This window comes from Vibrio sp. ABH4_348 (assembly GCF_056159765.1).
Genome location: NZ_JBSWVW010000001.1, coordinates 2,831,739 through 2,852,712 on the forward strand (window position 1 = coordinate 2,831,739; position 20,974 = coordinate 2,852,712).

21 protein-coding genes are annotated in these 20,974 nt (G+C 47.0%); 5 read left to right on the top strand and 16 right to left on the bottom strand.

Annotated elements, in window-relative coordinates; translation table 11 throughout:
• Nucleotides 1-375: 375 nt before the first annotated feature.
• Both nfuA and ACXAFJ_RS12935 read right to left on the bottom strand, forming a co-directional pair.
• Entirely contained in the window at nt 376-966 is a 591-nt protein-coding gene (gene nfuA / locus ACXAFJ_RS12930) for a Fe-S biogenesis protein NfuA (protein WP_475323875.1), read from the bottom strand.
• 98 nt (nt 967-1,064) lie between these two features.
• On the bottom strand, nt 1,065-1,829 hold the full coding sequence (locus ACXAFJ_RS12935; RefSeq protein ID WP_475323876.1) for a ComF family protein: 765 nt from the start codon (nt 1,827-1,829) through the stop codon (nt 1,065-1,067).
• A gap of 65 nt (nt 1,830-1,894) precedes the next feature.
• On the opposite strand from ACXAFJ_RS12935, the gene bioH reads away from it, so the two are divergent.
• The gene (gene bioH, locus ACXAFJ_RS12940) at nt 1,895-2,689 is read left to right on the top strand and encodes a pimeloyl-ACP methyl ester esterase BioH (RefSeq protein ID WP_475323877.1); all 795 of its coding nucleotides are present in this window, start codon (nt 1,895-1,897) and stop codon (nt 2,687-2,689) included.
• A 248-nt stretch (nt 2,690-2,937) separates the two neighbouring features.
• The gene (locus ACXAFJ_RS12945) at nt 2,938-3,411 is read left to right on the top strand and encodes an ATP-dependent Lon protease (protein WP_475323879.1); all 474 of its coding nucleotides are present in this window, start codon (nt 2,938-2,940) and stop codon (nt 3,409-3,411) included.
• 8 nt (nt 3,412-3,419) lie between these two features.
• Here ACXAFJ_RS12945 and ACXAFJ_RS12950 read toward each other — a convergent pair whose 3' ends face one another.
• Both ACXAFJ_RS12950 and ACXAFJ_RS12955 read right to left on the bottom strand, forming a co-directional pair.
• A complete protein-coding gene (locus tag ACXAFJ_RS12950) occupies nt 3,420-5,738 on the bottom strand; it encodes a Tex family protein (protein ID WP_475323881.1) in 2,319 nt (772 codons plus the stop codon).
• Nucleotides 5,739-5,855: 117 nt separating this feature from the next.
• A complete protein-coding gene (locus ACXAFJ_RS12955) occupies nt 5,856-6,788 on the bottom strand; it encodes a hypothetical protein (RefSeq protein WP_475323883.1) in 933 nt (310 codons plus the stop codon).
• Between the two features lie 119 nt (nt 6,789-6,907).
• Between ACXAFJ_RS12955 and ACXAFJ_RS12960 the strand changes: the two genes are divergently transcribed.
• On the top strand, nt 6,908-7,372 hold the full coding sequence (locus tag ACXAFJ_RS12960; RefSeq protein ID WP_475323884.1) for an Lrp/AsnC family transcriptional regulator: 465 nt from the start codon (nt 6,908-6,910) through the stop codon (nt 7,370-7,372).
• A 3-nt stretch (nt 7,373-7,375) separates the two neighbouring features.
• Here the strand turns inward: ACXAFJ_RS12960 and greB are convergent, their stop codons facing one another.
• The gene (greB, locus tag ACXAFJ_RS12965) at nt 7,376-7,864 is read right to left on the bottom strand and encodes a transcription elongation factor GreB (protein ID WP_475323886.1); all 489 of its coding nucleotides are present in this window, start codon (nt 7,862-7,864) and stop codon (nt 7,376-7,378) included.
• A gap of 554 nt (nt 7,865-8,418) precedes the next feature.
• Between greB and ompR the strand changes: the two genes are divergently transcribed.
• Together ompR and envZ are read left to right on the top strand one after the other, a co-directional pair.
• Entirely contained in the window at nt 8,419-9,141 is a 723-nt protein-coding gene (gene ompR, locus ACXAFJ_RS12970; protein ID WP_475323888.1) for an osmolarity response regulator transcription factor OmpR, read from the top strand.
• Nucleotides 9,142-9,221: 80 nt separating this feature from the next.
• Complete coding sequence (envZ, locus tag ACXAFJ_RS12975) at nt 9,222-10,532, top strand: two-component system sensor histidine kinase EnvZ (protein ID WP_475323889.1); 1,311 nt, start codon at nt 9,222-9,224, stop codon at nt 10,530-10,532.
• Nucleotides 10,533-10,621: 89 nt separating this feature from the next.
• Here envZ and ACXAFJ_RS12980 read toward each other — a convergent pair whose 3' ends face one another.
• Genes ACXAFJ_RS12980 through gspD form a run of 11 tightly spaced genes read right to left on the bottom strand, consistent with a single transcriptional unit; the run spans nt 10,622 to nt 20,969 of the window.
• Nucleotides 10,622-11,383 (bottom strand): type II secretion system protein N, encoded by a 762-nt coding sequence (locus ACXAFJ_RS12980; protein WP_475323890.1) that lies wholly within the window; start codon nt 11,381-11,383, stop codon nt 10,622-10,624.
• Between the two features lie 4 nt (nt 11,384-11,387).
• Nucleotides 11,388-11,882, bottom strand: coding sequence for a type II secretion system protein GspM (gspM, locus tag ACXAFJ_RS12985; protein WP_475323892.1), 495 nt, complete (start codon nt 11,880-11,882; stop codon nt 11,388-11,390).
• Nucleotide 11,883: 1 nt separating this feature from the next.
• Nucleotides 11,884-13,104, bottom strand: a complete 1,221-nt coding sequence (gspL, locus tag ACXAFJ_RS12990; protein WP_475323893.1) for a type II secretion system protein GspL — start codon at nt 13,102-13,104, stop codon at nt 11,884-11,886.
• Complete coding sequence (gspK, locus tag ACXAFJ_RS12995; protein WP_475323894.1) at nt 13,070-14,137, bottom strand: type II secretion system minor pseudopilin GspK; 1,068 nt, start codon at nt 14,135-14,137, stop codon at nt 13,070-13,072. The genes gspL and gspK overlap by 35 nt, the downstream gene beginning before the upstream one ends.
• Nucleotides 14,130-14,813 carry a type II secretion system minor pseudopilin GspJ gene (gene gspJ, locus ACXAFJ_RS13000; RefSeq protein ID WP_475323896.1) on the bottom strand — a complete coding sequence of 228 codons (684 nt, stop codon included), beginning with the start codon at nt 14,811-14,813 and terminating at the stop codon, nt 14,130-14,132. Before gspJ ends, gspK begins: the two co-directional genes overlap by 8 nt.
• Nucleotides 14,800-15,189 carry a type II secretion system minor pseudopilin GspI gene (gspI, locus tag ACXAFJ_RS13005; protein WP_475323897.1) on the bottom strand — a complete coding sequence of 130 codons (390 nt, stop codon included), beginning with the start codon at nt 15,187-15,189 and terminating at the stop codon, nt 14,800-14,802. Before gspI ends, gspJ begins: the two co-directional genes overlap by 14 nt.
• A gap of 40 nt (nt 15,190-15,229) precedes the next feature.
• Nucleotides 15,230-15,823 carry a pilus assembly FimT family protein gene (locus ACXAFJ_RS13010; RefSeq protein WP_475323898.1) on the bottom strand — a complete coding sequence of 198 codons (594 nt, stop codon included), beginning with the start codon at nt 15,821-15,823 and terminating at the stop codon, nt 15,230-15,232.
• Nucleotides 15,823-16,266 carry a type II secretion system major pseudopilin GspG gene (gene gspG, locus ACXAFJ_RS13015; RefSeq protein ID WP_475323900.1) on the bottom strand — a complete coding sequence of 148 codons (444 nt, stop codon included), beginning with the start codon at nt 16,264-16,266 and terminating at the stop codon, nt 15,823-15,825. The genes ACXAFJ_RS13010 and gspG overlap by 1 nt, the downstream gene beginning before the upstream one ends.
• Nucleotides 16,267-16,294: 28 nt before the next feature.
• On the bottom strand, nt 16,295-17,521 hold the full coding sequence (gene gspF, locus ACXAFJ_RS13020) for a type II secretion system inner membrane protein GspF (protein WP_475323901.1): 1,227 nt from the start codon (nt 17,519-17,521) through the stop codon (nt 16,295-16,297).
• On the bottom strand, nt 17,521-18,996 hold the full coding sequence (gene gspE / locus ACXAFJ_RS13025; protein ID WP_475323902.1) for a type II secretion system ATPase GspE: 1,476 nt from the start codon (nt 18,994-18,996) through the stop codon (nt 17,521-17,523). The genes gspF and gspE overlap by 1 nt, the downstream gene beginning before the upstream one ends.
• Nucleotides 18,993-20,969 (bottom strand): type II secretion system secretin GspD, encoded by a 1,977-nt coding sequence (gene gspD / locus ACXAFJ_RS13030; RefSeq protein ID WP_475324126.1) that lies wholly within the window; start codon nt 20,967-20,969, stop codon nt 18,993-18,995. The genes gspE and gspD overlap by 4 nt, the downstream gene beginning before the upstream one ends.
• Between the last annotated feature and the right edge of the window lie 5 nt (nt 20,970-20,974).

Consider the following 20,974-nt stretch of genomic DNA (forward strand, 5'->3'; position numbering starts at 1 on the left):
TCGGGCAGAGGGATACTATATGTAAAAAAGCAGCACATGAAAATGGGCATATACCCAAGTAACCTCAAGATGTGAGTTTCAGCGAGAGTTAACTGGCATTCAGACAAGGCATCGATTTGGAGCTATAGTCATTCTACATTGAGAACTGATAACAACCTGTGAAGGCCAGTTAAACTCGCCCTTGGGAGCTCATATTCTGTCCCATTTCTTCGTCAGAGGACTTGGAAAGGGCTCGCCATTCCACTGCACCCTCTTCCTTGAACTGAAACAGAATATGGAGCTCTGAATCCTACATCTTGAAGTCACTTGGGCATACACCCGACACTAAGCACAAAAAAGGTTGGCATTTGCCAACCTTTAAAAATTATTAACTACTTATTGGTAGTAAGAATGGTCACCTGCTTGGTGCTCTGTTGCATCTTTCACAGCAGTTAACTCACCAGCGAATTGTTGCAGGAGCTCTTTTTCGATGCCCTCTTTCAAGGTGACATCCACCATAGAACAACCGTTACAACCGCCACCAAACGACACCACAGCAACACCATCATCGGTGATCTCAACCAAGTTCAGGTTACCACCGTGACTTGCCAACTGAGGGTTTACTTGAGTTTGAATCGCGTATTCAACACGCTCAATCAATGGTGCATCATCAGACACTTTGCGCATCTTAGCGTTTGGTGCCTTCAAGGTAAGTTGCGAGCCCATTTTGTCAGACACATAGTCAATCTCGGCGTCTTCTAAAAATGGTAGGCTTAACTCATCAACGTAAGCTGAAAAACGACTAAACGACAGCTCAGTATCTGTTCCTTCCACCGCTTCAGGTGGGCAGTAAGACACCCCACATTCAGCGCTTTGTGTACCTGGGTTGACAACAAACACACGAATGTTTGTCCCATCTGGCTGCTGTTCTAGCAACTTAGCGAAGTGTTCTTGCGCGGCTTCTGTAATAACAATTGAATTTGACACGACCTATACCCGAGTGTTCTTGTAGGTTATTTCTACACCATTCTACTCACCTGATTTCTCAGATCTAGCCCTTTTACACCAAAAGATCGCGTTTACTTTTACTCACTCGGCTCTGGCGTTCGGCACGCACATACTATGGCGATTTGCTCAACACCACTTTTTAGTAACATTTTGCACAAAGGTTCAAGTGTCGCACCAGTTGTCACTACATCATCAACAATGATCACCTTGGCGGAAACTGGGGCTGTTGTCAGTGCAAACGCTCGTTTAGTATTGTTAACTCGCTGTTTTTTATTTAAGCCTTGTTGTGCATTGGTCGCTCGGACGCGTTTAAACAAATTGATAGGCGGAGCCAAGTTCATAAATTGACAAAAATACTTGGCCAGCAACTCACTTTGATTAAACCCTCTTAACCACTTTCGTCTCCAGTGAAGCGGTACGTAAGTCACTACCCATTCTTCCCCGGTAAACTGCTCATTACATTGTTCAGCCATCAATTGAGCCAAATCTTTCGCCACCCAAAACTTGCGTTGATGTTTGAGTTTCAGTACCAGATGAGAGATCGGCGGTTGATAGCGCCCAATACAGACTAACTGATGCCAAGAAGGTGGGTGTGAAATACAGTGCCCACATATTTTCGTCACTTCATCGTGTTTGAGTGGCAAACCACATCTCACACATCTGAATTCGTCAATAACGGTCGATATACATGCGTCGCAAAATGGTTGATAACCAGCCTTTTGTGTTGGCAATTGGCAGCTCTGACACAAATTTATTTGCCAAAGTGATGGAACACGAGACTCAGATTTGTCGATTGTGATAGATTTCTCACTAGTTTTAAGACTGCTGAATATTGACTTCATAGCGCTATCTCAACGTGCAAAACTTTCAGTGTGGAGTCAGTTCGATTTACAGAAGGACGAAATTGGTGGCAGAGAGTGTGACTAGTACAGCAAGCTTGCATTGGGATATCCGTGGTCAAGGACCCAACCTAGTGTTAGTACATGGCTGGGGAATGAATGGCGCCATATGGCACAACGTTAGTCAAATTCTCAGTGAGTACTTCACAGTTCATATTGTGGATTTGCCCGGATTTGGACACAGCTATCAATCCCACAGTGAATGTTTGGCCGAAATGTCCGAGCAAGTCCTACGAGAAGCACCTCAACAGGCGATATGGCTTGGTTGGTCGTTAGGCGGCTTGCTCGCTAAATACATCGCTATCAAACACTCAGAGCGAGTATCTGGCCTCATCACAGTCGCCAGCTCCCCCAAGTTCTCTGCTGAAGGCACCTGGCGCGGTATTAAACCGCAAGTGCTCGATCAGTTCACTCAGCAACTGGTTGAAGATTTCAAGCTGACGATTGATCGCTTTATGGCATTGCAAAGCTTAGGCAGCCCGTCGGCGCGGAAAGACGTCAATTACATTAAGAGCGCGGTGTTATCCAGGCCTTATCCCAATCCAGAATCACTGCGTTCTGGTTTAGATATGTTGGCAAATATCGATTTACGTCCGCTATTGGCCGGTATTACTGTACCGACCTTGCGCCTGTATGGCCGATTGGATGGTCTAGTCCCAATCAAAACCGAACAAAACGTTTCCAATATCATGCCCAACAGCCAATCCGTGGTATTTCAAGAATCGTCACACGCGCCGTTTATCACCGAAACCCAAGCTTTCTGTCAGCAAATTATTGATTTTGCTAACTCCACAACTCATTAGACTGCACTGGAAACATTCGCTAATACTTTGACGCTAAATTTTTGACAGCATTGGCCGATAATTAATCAAGCTCGTAAAGTTGTCGGCTGAGATATTGGTCGAGAATAGACAGCCATTAAGACTGGGCCGTTGCTGGAAATAATTGGCTGAGTGATTACCCTTAAGGTAAGTAACCATTTACTTACTGTTGGGCCTTTGCAGGCAAATTACATACTCAGGTATTCAAGATAAATTAGAGGAGGCGCGTTTTGATAGTATCACCGACTAACGTCAGCATTCCTCTTATTGCGCCGTCTGTTAACGTACAAACGGAACAAGCGGCGAAAGAAAACCGAGTCAGACAGCCGGTTGAGCCCACAGTGGCACTAAATCGCACTCATGCTGAGAGGCGCATCAAACAAGATGACAAACGCCGTAAAGATTCCGCGTGGGACCCGGCCGAACACCCAGACTATGAGTCAGAGTCGACTTCAGAAACGCCTGCTACGCTCGTCGAAGAATCGGCTGGCAGCGAACTGCAGCGCTTGTTCAGTTTGCTAGCATTAGAAAGCTACAGCCAATCGCAAGGAAAAGGATATGCGATGCGCTTTCGCTTACCCAAACGTATCATTGATGCAGCGATCACCGAAGGCAAAATGGAGAAACGGCGCACCGTGATTAAATTTCACTATGGGCATGCCGTTTCGCCTAACCCGCCATCTGAGGTGATCGCGGTTCTATAGTTATTTGGCTAGCGTTTGGCTCGCGCAAAGGCGTCTGCCATTGCACCACCTAATCCACCAGCTGACGATTTGTTTCTATCAGAGCGCGAATTTCGGTTATTTTGTGTTCTAGCTGCCGGTTTACCATTTGAGCGCGCATCACCGGGTTCATCGTTTAACCGCATCGATAAACCAATACGTTTACGCGCGACATCGACTTCCATCACCTTTACTTGCACGATATCACCCGCTTTCACCACCTCTCGTGGATCGGCAACAAATTTATTGGTTAGCGCAGAGATATGCACTAAGCCATCTTGATGCACACCAATGTCGACGAAGGCACCAAAGTTTGCCACGTTGGATACCACGCCTTCCAACACCATACCCGGCTCCAGGTCAGCCATAGTATTAACGCCATCGGCAAAGGTCGCGGTTTTAAATTCAGGGCGAGGATCTCGTCCGGGTTTGTCCAGTTCTTTGATGATATCGACAACGGTCGGAACACCAAATACATCATCGACATAATCGCGTGCGGTTAACGTATTCAAGAACGCGCTATCGCCTATCAGTTTTTGCACCGGCTTTTGATGGCTTTCCGCGATGCGCTTTACCACAGGGTAGGCCTCTGGGTGAACCGATGATGCATCCAACGGATTTTTGCCGCCCATAATGCGCAAGAATCCCGCACACTGCTCAAACGCTTTAGGCCCAAGACGAGCAACTTTTTTCAACTCAGCACGAGAAGTGAATCGACCATTCTCATCGCGGTACGCCACAATATTTTCCGCCAAGGTCGTTGATAAGCCAGCCACTCGATTCAGCAATGCCGGTGACGCAGTGTTCACATCTACTCCCACGGCGTTTACACAATCTTCCACTACCGCGTCCAACTTTCTTGCCAGTTGAGTTTGGTTGACGTCGTGCTGATATTGACCCACACCAATCGATTTAGGGTCAATTTTCACTAACTCAGCAAGTGGATCTTGCAGTCGGCGGGCAATAGACACAGCTCCGCGCAGCGAGACATCAAGATTCGGGAATTCTTTTGCTGCCAGTTCCGATGCCGAATACACAGAAGCCCCTGCTTCACTGATCATGATTTTTTGTGTTTTCAGTTGGAAGCGCTTAATCACATCGGCAACTAAAGCATCGGTTTCGCGAGAGGCTGTTCCATTACCAATCGCAATCAAATCAACTTGGTGCTTTTTCACCAATGAGGCAATCACTTGCGACGCTGCTTCGTATTGCTTTTGAGGTGGATGAGGGTAAATGGTGTCAGTTTCGAGCACTTTACCAGTGGCATCCACAACAGCGATTTTTGAACCCGTGCGCAAGCCAGGATCCAAACCAAGCGTTGCCTTTGGACCTGCCGGTGCCGCCATCAACAAGTCTTTTAAATTGGTTGCAAAAACGTCGATCGCTTCTAACTCAGCACGCTCTTTAAGTTGCGCCATCAATTCGGTCTCTAGGTGCATAGATACCTTGATACGCCACGCCCAGCTAATTACCTGTTTGCGCCAGCTATCCGCGGCGGCATCACTCAAATGAATGCCGTAATGCTCTGCGATGATGGTTTCACAGTGACTTTGCTTATTACGCGAGTTCGAATCTTCGGCTTCTGGGTCGGCATCTAACGACAAAGTTAAATGCCCTTCGTTTCTGCCTCGCAGCATCGCCAACGCGCGATGGGAAGGAACGCGGCTTATTGCTTCGCGATGTTCGAAGTAATCTTTAAATTTTTCACCTTTGCTTTCTTCACCCGCCACGACAGTGGAAACGAGTTGCGCGTGTTTGGTCAGATAAGTTCGAACTTTATCTAATAGCGAGGCGTCTTCTGCAATACGCTCCATAATGATGGCGCGCGCACCATCTAGCGCCGCTTTTTGGTCGGCAATGCCCTTATCGGCATCGACAAATTTGTCTGCTTCAAATTCAGGATTGTGTTCTGGCTGCAACCATAATAAGTCAGCTAATGGCTCTAAGCCTGCTTCAATCGCAATTTGGCCTTTAGTTCGGCGCTTGGGCTTATATGGTAAATACAAATCTTCAAGGCGGGTTTTACTATCGGCATTTTGAATCTCAGCTTCTAGTGCATCAGTGAGTTTGCCTTGCTCTCGTATGGATTTGAGAATGGTGGTTTTGCGATCGTCGAGCTCTCGGAGATACAACAAGCGAGTATCTAAGGTACGTAGCTGAGTATCGTCCAATCCTCCGGTCGCCTCTTTACGATAACGGGCAATAAAAGGGACGGTATTTCCATCGTCGATCAGAGACACCGCGGCAGATACTTGTTTTTCAGCAACGTTTAATTCGGCAGCGATTTGGCGAGCGATATTCAGGCTCATAAGTTGGCTCTCATTCTTGTGTTTACCACAGCTAGATAGGGGCTGAGGCCTGTAATTTCTAGCCTCAGATGTGATTAACATGAATAAGAGCCCAAATCTTTAAAAGTTAACTTGATTCTAAGAAATGCTCACAGCTGTCGTTTGACGACGTTTTGCCCATTGGCCCCAGATAATCATCACTATCAGTGAAAAGGCAATTCGCCCCCACAGGATTGGCACAATGCTGGCTCCCATCAACAAGATCAATAACGTGTCTTCTGGTAGACCATGACATAGCCCCAAGAAGTTAACCAACAAAAAGCCTTCTTGCTTACTGATCGCACCACGCTTGTTTTCCTCAATCATCAACCCTGCGCCATAGGTAATACCAAGTAGCATGCCGATAACCGTAATATTGGTACCTGCTGAACTCAGTGCCATTAAGCGCAAGATAGGTGCAAACAATTGATGAATTAGCTTTTCAATGCCTACCGCTCGCAAGACGCGCATCAGCAACATTAATAAACCAATGATGACATAGACAGAAACCAGTAATTTAGCTTGCTCTATCAGCCATCCAGAAAGGCTGGGATCATTGACCACAGGGTTCCAATTTAACTCAATGGTTTGTTGATGAAAGCCTGTCCATTGATAAATTTGATTGAGGATCAGCGCCATCACAATGGCACCGCCTACTCTGACTAAAAGCGTCACTCGCCAAGACACACCCAGAGCCTTGGCGACGGCCCCTTCCATCAACATAGAATGGGCAATCAGGATCATGGTTCCAAGTATCGATACTTGAGCGACGGTATAAGTTTCCGTCGCGGCATAACCAAAGAAAATCACCAATCCCGCATACATGTTGCTGAGCATGGCAACGGCCCAAACAATGGCAAATTCACTGGGTAATCCCATTTGTTCAAAAAGCGGCGCTAATACAAGTGAAAGCCAGTCGGTCGCTCCCACCCAATCTAACACCTCCACCAGCAACAGTGCCGGAACCATTATTTTGAATATAACCAGATACACTCGATTTAATTCGTTGAAAAATTGGCGAATGCCTTGCATTACGTCTTCCTTAACCTAAAAACTGATAGCCATATGCTAACGCCACTCACAATTAATAATTGCAATAAATTTACCAATAAATTACTAATAGTTTCTTTATTAGTTAATGTGGGTTAATTATGTTTCTCGATAGACTAGACAAAGCTATATTGCGAGAGCTGCAACTCGACAGTGAACAAACTAATTTAGCCTTGGCAGATAAAGTTGGCTTATCTGCCCCAGCGTGTTTAAAGCGAGTCAAGCGACTAAAAAGTGAAGGGGTGATCGCCAAACAGGTCGCCCTACTGAATCCTGAGAAATTGGGAAGTCGAGTCCATATGATTGTCGATGTCATGATGGAACGTGATCGGAAAGATTTATCAGATGAGTTTGTACGCCGAGTGCAAAAAACACCCGAAGTGAAAACCTGCTATCGGGTAACAGGTGAAGTCGACTTTATCTTGATAATCGAAGTATCGGACATGTTGGCTTATGAAGATCTCTGTCAAAACCTCTTGTACAACTTCGACAATATGAAAGCCTTTCGCACCCATATTTCAATGCATAGGCCTAAATACGATACGGCTATCGAGCTTAACTTATGATGGCTAATCGGCCATTTGAGTATCGTAGTTGATGGCATTAACAAACCACAGTTTTTCACCTTCAGGCGTTCTCACCGTGACTTCATCGTCAACCGACTTTTTTAGCAGCGCACGAGCCATGGGAGAGTCGATCGAAATATAGTCTTTGACATCACCGTAGATCTCATCTGGACCAACGATACGAAAACGCTTGGTTTCTTGCTGCTCATTTTCTACTTCAACCCAGGCACCAAAAAACACTTGTCCATCTTGCTGTGGCGAATAGTCCACCACTTTAACCTGCTCAAGCCGTTTTCTAAGAAAACGAACCCGGCGATCAATTTCTCTCAAGCGCTTTTTATTGTATTGGTAGTCGGCGTTTTCTGAGCGATCACCTAAGCTCGCAGCCCAAGTCACTTTCTTGGTGACTTCAGGGCGGTCTTCTCGCCACAAGAAGTCCAATTCTTTTTTAAGTCGATTGTAGCCTTCGCGGGTAATTAGATTTGTTTTCATCGTTGAATCAGTTTCTTTCTTATTATCGCCCTATTGTAGTCACCCTAAGAGTAACTAAAAATTGATGTTCGCGCGCACTTTTCAAATTGGTAAACAAACGATCGTAAATTCTGTATTGTTTGCGAACTACAGTCGTACAATTATACCCAAGTGACTTCAAGATGCAGGATTCAGAGCTACATATTCTGGTTCAGCTCGAGGAAGAGAATGCAGAGGAAGGACGAGTCCTTTCCAAGTTCTCTGACGAAGAAATGGGACAGAATATGAGCTCCCAGGGGCGAGTTTAACTGACCTTCACGCTTCGTTATCGATTCTCGATGTAGAATTACTATAGCTTCAAATCGATGCCTAGCCTGAAGGCCAGTTAACTCTCGTTGAAACTCACATCTTGAGGTTACTTGGGTATATGATATAGGAAATACTCGTTAACAATTCTTTGCATGCACAACCAATGAACAGTGTTACATTTTATCCAGTGTTACATTTTTAATTTTGATGCTAGCTCTCGCTTCATTTTGATGCGCTCGATGAATCACATAAGGTAGATTGAATTTATGCAGGATAATCACAAGATTTTGGTAGTCGATGACGATGCCCGCTTGCGTGCTCTACTCGAGCGTTACTTGTCAGAACAAGGATTTCAAGTTCGCAGTGTGGCTAATGGTGAGCAAATGGACCGCTTGCTCAAGAGAGAAAACTTCCACCTGATGGTGCTCGATTTGATGCTTCCAGGAGAAGACGGGCTCTCGATTTGTCGTCGCCTTCGCAACGCAGATAATACGTTACCAATCTTAATGCTTACCGCCAAAGGCGATGAAATTGACCGTATTGTAGGTCTGGAAGTGGGCGCAGATGATTACCTGCCCAAGCCTTTTAATCCGCGTGAACTTCTAGCGCGAATCAAAGCGGTATTGCGTCGTCAAACCATCGAACTGCCCGGCGCACCGAGCTCTGAAGAATCCGTCGTTGAGTTTGGTGAGTTTCGCTTAAATCTTGGTACTCGTGAGATGTACCGCGGCGATGAAGCCATGCCACTGACCTCAGGTGAGTTTGCGGTTCTTAAAGCACTGGTCACCAACGCTCGTGAACCTATGTCGCGCGACAAGCTAATGAACATGGCACGAGGCAGAGAATACTCTGCGATGGAGCGTTCGATTGACGTGCAAATTTCTCGTTTGCGCAGAATGCTGGAGGTTGACCCAAGCAAACCGCGCTACATTCAAACCGTGTGGGGCTTAGGCTACGTATTTGTCCCTGATGGCAAAGCCGTTTCGTAATTGAAAACCCAGCTCCGGCTGGGTTTTTTGGTTATTATCAAAGCACAATCATTCACAGATACGAAAACACGGAGTTTTCGATGCGCTTCCGCAGCTCTCTTACCCAATCCATTTTGATTTTTTTGTTGTTCCTGGTCGCTAGCCAAGTGTATTCACTCTACGCCGTCTTTAATTACGCGTTAATGCCGAGTCTGCAGCAATTCAACAAAATCATCGGCTATGAGATAAACCTTATGCTCAACTACACAGACCAAGAGGAGTCTGAGTTGAACATGGATTTGGTCACACGGCGTCAGGTACTGGAACGCTTAGGCGTAACCATGCATGGCCGCGAGAGCGATATGGCTGAAGAATATTATCGAGCGGTTCGTATTGATCTGATGAGCGAAGAAATGAGCCGCGAGTTGGACACACCTACCGACGTGCGTATCTATCTTGGTAAAGAAAGCTACATCTTGTGGATGAAAATTGATGCTTTGCCCGACTTCTTACTGCGCATCCCGCTGTCAGAGCTACAACAGGAAGATTTTCTGCCTCTATTCCGCAACAGTTTGATTGCGGCCTTACTGGTCGTGGCCAGCGTATGGCTGTTTATCCGCTGGCAAAACCGCCCACTAACTGCGCTAGAGCGCGCGGCCAAAGGCGTTGGTCGAGGCGAGATCCCGCCACCGCTTCCAGAAAAAGGGGCCACCGAGATACGCTCAGTAACACGAGCCTTTAATCAGATGTCAAAGGGGATTCAGGCGCTAGAAGAAGACCGGGCGCTACTGATGGCGGGGATCAGTCACGATTTGCGCACCCCGCTCACTCGTATCAGACTCGCCACAGAGATGATGTCTCCGGAAGATGAGTATCTGGCTGAAGGCATCATCGGCGACACCGAAGAATGCAACGAAATCATTAGCCAGTTTATGGACTATTTGAAACCCGTTAACCAAGACAGCTTCGAGCCAGTCGACATCAACACTATCACAGCCGACATCGCGTTAGCAGAAGCCACCTCGGATGCCCCAATTGAGTCCAAATTGGATCAAGATATTTATCCTGCCTTGGGCAACCCGATTGCCGTTAAACGCGCCGTCACCAACCTAGTCACTAACGCCATTCGCTATGGTCATGGGTGGGTGCAAATTACTAGTGGCACAACCGCAGACAAAAAACTGGTTTGGGTTTGCGTCGAAGATAATGGCCCAGGTATTCCCAAAGACCAACTGGGTAAGCTGTTTGAACCTTTTACTCGCGGTGATACGGCTCGGGGTAGTGAAGGAACGGGATTAGGACTTGCTATTGTGAAGCGAATTGTCAGTCAACATCAGGGTTCAGTGATAGTGAATAACCGCAGTGAAGGCGGACTAAAAATCCAAGTCAGTTTTCCCGCTTTGAAAGCTTGAGCCAACAAAAAAGGAAAGGTGTGATGCCTTTCCTTATTAACTGAACCGTCATCGCTATTTGACACTGCTAATTCGCGCCACCATCACTGCTACATTGGCAAGCGACCGTTAAAGCTAAACTGGTAACGACCATTTTGCGCAGGTGGCAGCCAACGCAGTTGACTGGCCAGTGCATTTGGCATGGCTGGTTTTGGCTCAAACCAAACTTGGGCTTGGTAATCAAAGCTCGAATTGAGCTCAGCATTTAATCCACCCAACACATGTTCACTGTCTTGCCCGCCTTTTGCGTTCACTTGGTTGTTTTGGCATGTCACATCGGTAGTTAACAAACCGAGTTCAAGCGGTGCAATCGGCGTGCTGACTGTATCGGCATTCCAAACGATTTTGGCTTCACCATTCGCACATATGGGCGCTTGGTAAACCCACTCTTCAACCAAAAGCTCAACGTCACCTTGTAGACTTAGCGGAACTGGTGTGGGCGGCAACATCTTGCGAACTTGCTCGACGGGAACCGAGGTAATCATCTGTCGAGCAAATGCCCCTGCAAAGGATAGTCCCAACACGCCTCGTCCTTGAAGTTCCAAGTCACTGTCTTGACCAAAGCGCACGTCAAATGCCAACTCTGCACTCAATAGCGAAGCGGGTTTCCACTGCCAACTAACCTTACCCAGTGACATTCCATTGGCGGCGAAACTCGCCACCTCACCAGACAGTAATCGGCCACTCAGCTCACCCACCACAATGTTATTAGGGATAGGGAATTTGTGGATTAAGTTTGCAGGTGCGTGATAAATAGCGCTGCCAACAAAAACCAACAAGCCTAAAAACGCGACCAGTATTCCTTTTTTCATTCAACTACCTTTTCTCAAACTGCAGGCGTTTAACTTCGATCATGCCGGCGGATTTACCAAGCTGTACATCTAGTACCGGTGCCACCACGCCATGCTGAGCACTCAGATAGTCAATCCAGTCAACAAATTGATTAAATGGCATAGGTCGTAGCCATATCAATACGCGCTCTTGATGCGATTGCACGCGAACCAAATCTGCGTTGAAACGACGCGCCGAAGTCGACACAATTTGATTAAGTGGTAAGGCAGAGCTGTTCGATACTCCAGCACCACCGCGATTACGGGCGATGTCGTCCGCTGTGTCTTGCACCCAAGACAGCAAACGTTTTTCAGCCACCACTCGCTGCTCGGCACGTTGATGCTGCTCAACTAGCGGTTGCCATACACCCCAAAACAATGACGCAACAACAAGCAACAGGGCAGTTACAATCAGCATGGCTCGCTCACGAGGGGAAATACCTTCCCACCAATTCGTGACTAGGTTCAGGTACGCTTTCATATCAATCCTCTACTCGACGCTTTAAGGTCATTGAACCTGTGACCTGTTCGCCACTGCGATTCAGCGCACCGACTTCCACCGTAAAACTCGACGACAAGACATCTTTTGCTTTTTCAAAGCTCTGGAAATCTTGAGAGCGAGCGGCCACAACCAGTTGGTTTTTCTCCGCGTCGTAACTGAATTGCACCACTTTCAATTGAGGGACTTGCTCTGATAACACCGTCAATTTGGTAAGCCAATGCAAAACATGCTCTTCGACTTGTCCACCAGCTACTCGTGCTAATTCTCGTTCCAACTCACGTCTTAAATAACTGGAAGTTGGAATCTTTTCCTTTCCGGTTATTGCTCTAAAGATACGTTCACTTTCATCGCGATATTGTTGGGCTTGCTGCTGTAACTCTTTTGTCTCCAAATAGAGTTGAGAGAATGAAGCCGCAAAAAACAAACTAGCCACTACCAACACTTTGCGCCAAATACGCCAGTGTTTGAGTACCGAGGACTTAGTTTTAAATTCACCGGTCAGTAACGTAAGTTTGCTATTGATTAGCTCGTTGGCCATTAAGGTGAGCGGTAGCTCAGCGGGACGCTCAGTCCATGACCACTCATCTTGATTGATTGACGGTGGTAGTGGTGAGTAGCCATCGAATGCTAACGTGTCATCGCCGTTTCGACACCAATCGCTTTGCATCAAGTTTGGCAATAATAGCGAAGGCACGGCCATGACTGTGTCATTGGCTTTTTTCACTAGCCACAGGCCTGCTAATTCAATCGCAGAAAATCCGCTGCTATTGGTCGGCAGCGCTAATGCATCGGGCAACACCCGCTTTACCTGGCAACCGAGCCCAGCAAGATAATCAAGCAAGGTTTTAAGCCAAATACGATCGACACCTGCCACTTGTGCCTGAGTTTTGTTTCGCGACAACACGGTAAAGTGCAACTCATCCACATCTTGAGCTAGGTCTTCCTCAAGAATAAATGGCAGCATAGTGTCAAATTGGCGCGACGCACCTTCGGGTACCGCAACCTCTCGGCTGATTACATCCGCGCTATTAAGCAAAACATAAGTCTGCCTGCCCGACATATACTCCTGTAGGGTTGACAGCTCATCATGGTGAGCCAGTTCACCACTGGCAATAACGGTCTGTTGAGCCTGATTCCAAACAAGCCATGGCAATGGCGTGTTTTCATTACGGCTCAGACGCAAGATGAGACTTTCGCTCAACAATTCCTCCAAAGCGCCGGCTAATTACCGTCGCATTTTCTCGATCATCACTGTAAAGCAGACTGCGCAACCTAACTCGCGCATCATTTACCGTGACTACAACATCCAATTCAAAGTAACGACTGTCTACCGTCAAATAAGGGGTAAACTGCTTTTTAGCTTCTTCCGTTAAACTAGAAAATTCGGGACCAGCCAGAAAGTCATTAACCGTTAACCAGCCATCGTAGGGCCTTCCTGAAATCAAATTTTTCGCTGCATCGTCCGCTAACTGCTCACCAAACAACGCACTCAATATTATCGCTTGTTCTTCTGATAACGTATTTAGATTGAGTCGCCAATTTTTCGTCGGCAGCGCGCACAATAGATGCTGAGTCTTTTGATAAAATTCGCCCGATACCTGATTTATTGCGCGCCATTCACTCTCATTGGCCAAACCCGAGTTGGACGCCAGATAACTTGGTTGTAACGACTCATACCACGAATCTTCTACTCCAGCGACTTGATCCACGACGGTATTTTCATCCATGTATTCCCAAGCGCTGTGCGCCATGGCCTCAGCTTGATAACTATCAATTCCACTATTGGTGAGGAGACGTTGTAAAGTTGCCAGTAACAAGGGTTCACTTTGAGTCGCTTGAGGCTCTGCCGAGGCCTTGAGCGCATTAAGGTTAAAACAAGCTTGGCGATCTCGAATAAAGCCTTTTAGAGTGCCAAAGTCGAGAGGGAATACCTGCTCTTGCAACGCCCAAGGTTGCGACAAATTCACGGTTTCACTGTCGCGATAGCTTTGCTCAATGGCCAGCTTAGCTAAAGCTTCACCACCCAACGCATACCAATAACCTTGTTGATAATCTCGTTGCTGCTCTGCCCGAATAAACTGGGAAAAAAGCCGCTCCGACATCACCGCAGCCAAACTTATCATCATGGCAAGTAACAATAAAACCACCAGCACAGCGACACCGCTTTGACGTTGCGCCCCTTTGTTTCGGCTATGCCGGGCTTTTTTCAAAACAGTAGACCAACCGTTAGCCATTATTGGTCGCCTCAGTTGCTGACTGATCTTTCCAAAGTTCGCCACCGCCGGTGAGATATACGCGCTCAATCTTTCCGTAGTCTTGCAAAGTCAGAGACACGGTGACAGCTTTAGGTAAACGCAGCGCTTGATTCCACTCTTTTTGCCAACCTTGTCCATCAAAAAAGGTTACCGAAAATGCGTCAACACCAGTAATCAATGTCCTTTGTAACGGTGGTTGACCCACTGTGGTATCAGGATAACGCCACCACAAACGCTCTAGAGATTCTTCACTAATTCGATAACCTACCTTCACAATTTCGCCTCTGGGAAACTGCCCTGCTGGGTTACTCCAACCAGCGCGAGAAAAGAGTAAGCCATGCTGCTCAGAATCAAGTAACTGATCTTGCCATTGAATCAACTGTTCGCTGGGTTCATTACCGTTGTGGCGGAACTGACGTAAAGCGATTTGCCTGAAATCATTATCCATCACCACCAAAAGGCGTTGAATATCTTGCATCCGCTCCGTTCTCAATGCTGACTGCTGGTTACTGAGCTGCACCTGATAGACAACCTGATAAGCCACCATGCTTAGAGAGGCAAAAATCGCCAGTGCAAGTAATACCTCGATTAAGGTAAAGCCACGCACACTTCCCTTTGTTGAAGGTGGTTTATATCTAGGTTTATGGTGAGACATAACTGCGCACCGAAACGATAGAGGGGCCATCTGGTCGTTCTGCCACAACCACATCAAAGGCTTGGAGACGTTTATCAAGGGTTTCAATTGGTGAGATTTTCCAAAACCACTGACGCCCGCCCATTTCAGCTTCCCCTTTTTGTTCTCCTGCCAAGCCACGTAAATGCACTAGGGCCATTTGATTGTCAGCAACCATAGCCGCAAAGGTCTTGGTTTCAATATGAGACAAGGTATTAACGTGTTGAGTCACTGAGCGAAGCACTGCCACAGAAGCCGTAGCGAAGATGGCAAGGGCAACCATCACTTCCAATAAGGTTAATCCGCGCTGCTTTGAGAAACTCTGTTGATGAGGTCGGCGGCAAAAGGCGCGCTTCACGAGTGGCGTGCTTGTAGAGCGCGCGAAACGTCGCAAACCACTAAACACCTTCTTGTTCTCCCGGACGCGTTAGCGTCACTTCGCCATTTTCATGGGTGACCACTCGCCATTCTTGAGTAAGGGCCTCTCCTGATGCCTCTTGGCTAAGTAGGATGGTTGCTGGTGTTAAATCACCACTGGAGGTCACAAATAGCTGCGGTGTCGGCCATTTCTTTTTTTCTTGATCAGCAAACATGTCTTCATCAAACAAACTTGACGGTTCAAACAAGCGATCATCGTCTAGCCAAATATCGTTACCCAAACGAATAGACAGCGTAATGTTGTCTGCTAAGGTCACAGAAGACACCCAGTCCTGAGATTTCAGCGGCTGCCAGCCTTCTTCATTCAGTTGCATTAGGTGGTACTGACGCTTTTTTTCTTCAATCAACAAACCGTATTCTTGACCACTTAACATGGCTTGGTCACTCAGCAACAAGAGGGTTTGTTTGATCTTTTCAGCTTGATCGTTGGGGTTTTGGGTTTGGCCAATAGGTAAGGTTGCGACCACAGAAATGGCAGCGATGGCAATTAACGCCACCACTAACAGAACTTCAATCAGGGTAAACCCTTGTGATCGCAAACCCGAATAACGCATTACTGGAAGTCTTGTAAGTTCCAGTTACCAATATCAGCATTAATACCTTCACCGCCTTCTTGGCCATCAGCACCTAGGCTGAAGATATCAATTTTGCCATGCTCACCTGGAGACATGTATTGGTAGTCATTGCCCCAGGGGTCTTGATAAAGACGCTTCATATAACCGTCTTCTGCGTAATTGCGCGGCTCAGGGTTAGATGGCTTAGTCACGAGCGCTTCGAGCCCCTGATCTGTGGTTGGATACACACTGTTGTCCAACTTGTATCGATCAAGTGCATTTTCCATTGCAACAATATCGGCAACCGCTTTTTTCTGCTCGGCGTCTTCTTTGTTGCCAAGCAAACTTGGCGCAACAAAGCTGGCCAGCAAACCGATGATCACCACAACCACCATGATTTCTAACAGGGTAAAGCCCGACTGACGGCCTTGTTTAAATTGCATGTTTCTCTCCCATTTGGCGCTAATTCACTTAGCCCATCAAATTGTTCATTTCCAAAATTGGCATCAATGTTGCCATGACAATAAATAGCACCATGCCGGCCATTAAAGCGATGAGCAAAGGTGTAAAAATCCCTAGGGCCATGTTGACCATAGATTCAAAGTTTTCGTCTTGATTGTCTGCCGCGCGATTGAGCATACTTTCCAATTCACCACTCTGCTCACCACTGGCAATCATATGCAGCATCATAGGTGGGAAAAGCCGAGTTTCGTGTAACGCTTTGCGTAAACTTGCACCCTCACGCACACTATCTGATGCAGCGGTAACTTGTTGCTTAACAAAGTGGTTACTCATCACATCTACCGCGACTTTCATACCGTCAAGGATCGGAATAGCACTCGACGTACAAATCGACAGCGTTCTAGCAAAACGTGACGTATTCAAACCCTGAGCAACTTTGCCAATCAAAGGCATGTGTATAATGCGGCGATCCCATGCCAAGCGAATACTGGGTTTGCGCAATGCGGCGCGAGATATCCAGATCAGAGCCAATAAGCCTATAAGTACGTGTACACCCCAGTTTTGCACAAAGTCACTCATTGCTAGCAAAATCTGAGTCGATTGCGGCAAAGACTGCTCCATTTGCACAAACTGTCCGACTATTTTCGGCACCACTGTCATCAACAAGAACACCACAATACTGACGGCAAATACCACCAAAACAATAGGGTAAATCAGGGCTTGTTGTAGTTGTGAGCGCATTTTTTGGCGATTTTCAGCATAGTCAGCTAAGCGCGACAATACCGCATCCAAATGACCGGACTTCTCGCCAGCGGCAACCATCGAGCGAAATAGGTCATCAAAAATATGGGGGTAATCCGCTAAGCTATCAGCCAGCGAATAACCTTCGGTCACTTTGGCTCTCACTGCCAACATCATGGTGCGGATACGCGGTTTTTCTGATTGCTCGCTGACGGCTTTTAAACACTCTTCAAGGGGCATACCCGCTTGGACTAGCGTTGACAACTGACGAGTGATCAGCGCAAGCTCGGGAGTACTAATACCACGCTGTAAAAGTGGCTTAGCGGAAGTTTGTTTTGACGAATTATCGGACTTGGTTCGAGCTGCATTAACTTCAACAGGGATCAAACCCTGCTCTTTTAAACGCGAACGAACTTGTCTGGCATTATCGCCTTCGATAACCCCTTTTTTGGTTTTACCCTTCGCATCTAATGCTTTGTACTCAAAAGCCGCCATTAATCTTCTCTAGTCATTCTCAGCACTTCTTCAAGTGTGGTCACGCCTGCTTTCACTTTTTCGAGACCGTCCAAGCGGATGCTTGGAGATTCATCGCGAATCGCTTGTTCAATTTCTTGTTCACCGGCTTCATCGTGAATCATGGATTGCACTTTTTCGTTCACCATAAGCAGCTCATGAATACCGGTTCGACCGCGATAGCCTTTAAAATTACAGGCTTCACAACCGTGGGGTTTGTACAAAGTCAGATCTTGCTTCTTCTTAAGACCAAATAGCTTTTTGGTTTTGTTATCGGCTTCATAAGGCACTTTACAGTCACTGCACAAAGTACGGACTAACCGCTGCGACAACACGCCCAGTAACGATGAAGAAATCAGGAATGGTTCAACACCCATATCGCGCATACGGGTGATAGCACCGACAGCGGTGTTGGTGTGCAAAGTAGACAGCACCAAGTGACCCGTTAATGAAGCCTGTACCGCAATCTGCGCGGTTTCGAGATCGCGGATCTCACCGACCATAACCACATCTGGGTCTTGACGCAAAATCGCTCTCAAGCCGCGAGCAAAGGTCATATCCACTTTGGGGTTAACTTGGGTTTGACCAATGCCATCAATATCAAATTCAATCGGGTCTTCAACCGTTAAAATATTGCGCTCGTTGCTGTTTATTTCCTGCAAACCGGCATACAAGGTCGTGGATTTACCTGAACCGGTTGGTCCGGTAACCAAAATAATGCCGTGAGGCTTTTGAATCAGTGAATTAAACCCTTGGTAGTTGTGGTCAGTCATACCCAGACTGCGCAGCTCCAAACGCGTGGCGTTTTTGTCGAGCAAACGCATTACCACACGCTCGCCATGCGAGGAAGGCATAGTAGAAACACGAACATCCACGGCGCGCCCACCAATCCTCAACGAAATCCGTCCGTCTTGTGGTACGCGTTTTTCAGCAATATCCAGCTTAGCCATGACTTTGACACGAGAAACCAACAGCGGAGACAACTTGCGGCTCGGCGATAACACCTCGCGTAGAACACCGTCGACACGGAAGCGAATCGACAGGATCTTTTCGAAGGTTTCAATATGAATGTCAGACGCGCCTTCTTTTATGGCCTCGCCAAGCATGGCATTGATTAGCTTGATAATTGGCGCATCATCTTCGGCTTCGAGCAAGTCTTCGTCTTGCGGCAACTCTTCTGCCAAAGCAAAAAAGTCATCCTTGTCGGCGCCGAGGTCTTCCATCAGTTGACGCGCTTCTGATGAATCGCGTTGGTAAGCTTCAGTCAGCTTTAAATCAAAATCAGAGTCAGAAAGCGGCTGGAGATCGACTCCTTGTCCTACGACACGCTGCACTTCCAGCATCGCATTCAAGTTTAACGGTTCAACGTAAAACAAGACCGGTGTGCCTTCGTCTTCAAGCACCATCTTGAAACGATTGGCGAAGCTAAATGGCAAGCGACGCAAAGGCTTCATCATTGGCTCAGTCCCAATTGGTCAATGAATGCTTGAATTTCAGGCGCATGTTGAATGTCCTGTCCGTACTCTGGCAATACCGGAATATTGCCATCGTCCAACAGTTTTAGCCCTTGGTCTGCTTTATAAAGCTGCTCTGCGCGAATGAAGTTGTACTTGCGTTGAGTAATGCCATCGGCCGTCACGCCATCGCGAATAATGGTCGGTTTGATAAAGACCATTAGGTTCTTTTTCTCAACTTGCGTGTTGGTTGATTTAAACAAGTGTCCTAACACTGGAATATCACCCAGAACAGGCACTTTGGATTCGCTCTCTAACGCGCGCTCATCGATTAAGCCGCCGAGCACTATCATTTGGCCGTCATTTACCATGACGGATGTGTTGAGCTGACGTTTGGCAAAACGAACATCCACCGCGCCATTCGCACCGAGTACGTTTGACACCTCTTGTTCAATTTTCAGTTGAACCGAGTCGCCTTCGTTAATTTGAGGTACAACTTTGAGTTTGATACCCACTTCTTTGCGCTCTACCGTTTGAAATGGATTGTCATTGTTAGAACCGGCAGCAGATCCCGTGATTACTGGAACTTCTTCACCAACTACAAATGAGGCTTCACCATTATCCATTACGGTAATACTTGGTGATGACAAAATGTTCGAGTTGGAGTCAGTTGATACTGCACTGATTAAAGACGTCCAGTCACCCATCACAATACCCAAGGCGGCACCATTTACGCCAGAGAGCGCTGACGCCAAAGTGCTTAAATCACCTTTTTGAGTCGTAGTTTCGTTACGCAAAAAATTATTATTCGAATCGTATACCGCTTTTGTCTCAGTAGTATCTTTAGCTTGTTCTAAGCCCACCATTACTTGGCCTAAAGGTGCGCCGGCATTGCCGTACTGGATCACCGCACCTGACTCTAATGAGCCCCATTGAACACCTAGGTTTATACCGTCACCCTCGGCCATTTCAACAATCAGCGCTTCAATTAACACTTGCGCACGTCGGATATCCAGTTGAGCCACCACGTCTTGCAGTGCATTCATGATGTCTGTTGGTGCCGAAATTACCAAAGCATTGGTGTCTGGGTGCGCTGCAATGGTCACAGTTTCAGAGCTAACGGTCGCTTGATTTGGAGCATTGGTTGCTTGTTCAGCCTTTAAGTTATCCGACACGCCTTTTAATACGTCGACAATATCTTCCGCTTTGGCGTATTTCAGGTAGATAACTCGATTGTTACCTTTGCTTGCCATTTCGATATCAAGCTGCTTAATCAGTCGTTTCAGACGATCTCGCACCTGAGGGTCACCAGAGATAAGAATCGAGTTAGTGCGCTCATCCGCTACTAACTTGGGCTGTAGGAAAGCAGGTGTATTTTGTGCTTCTTGCGTTTTGCTTAGCGCTTCGACAATACGTACCATCTCAGCGGCAGACGCATTATCTAGCGCCACGACTTCGATTTCTTTGTCACCCGCTTGGTCTACGCGCTTGATGATATCGGCCAAACGGTTAACCACTGCTGCGTTACCGGTAATCAAAATGATATTGGCTGGGTCATAATGAACCACGTTACCAGCACCAGCATTGTCAATCAGCTGTCTAAGCAAAGGTGATAGCTCGCGTACCGAAACATTTTTTACCGTCACAACTCGCGTTACAACATTGTCACCCAACGTGCTTTCATCACCCACAACAGGAATAGCACTGGTTTTAGCATCTTTGGCTTGCACAACTTTGATGACATTGTTGTCCATTTCGACCACAGCGTACCCGTACACTTCCAGTACGTTTAAGAAAAAGCTGTAGTACTGATCTTCGGTCAACATATCAAAGCTGCGCACGTCGATAGTGCCGCGTACAGAAGGGTCGACGATAACGGTCTTTTCTAGGTTACGGCCGACGGTAGTAATAAACTCTTTGATGTCCGTGCCTTTAAAGCTAGCACTGTATTGGTTAGCCAAAGCTTGGGGAGCCATTGTGC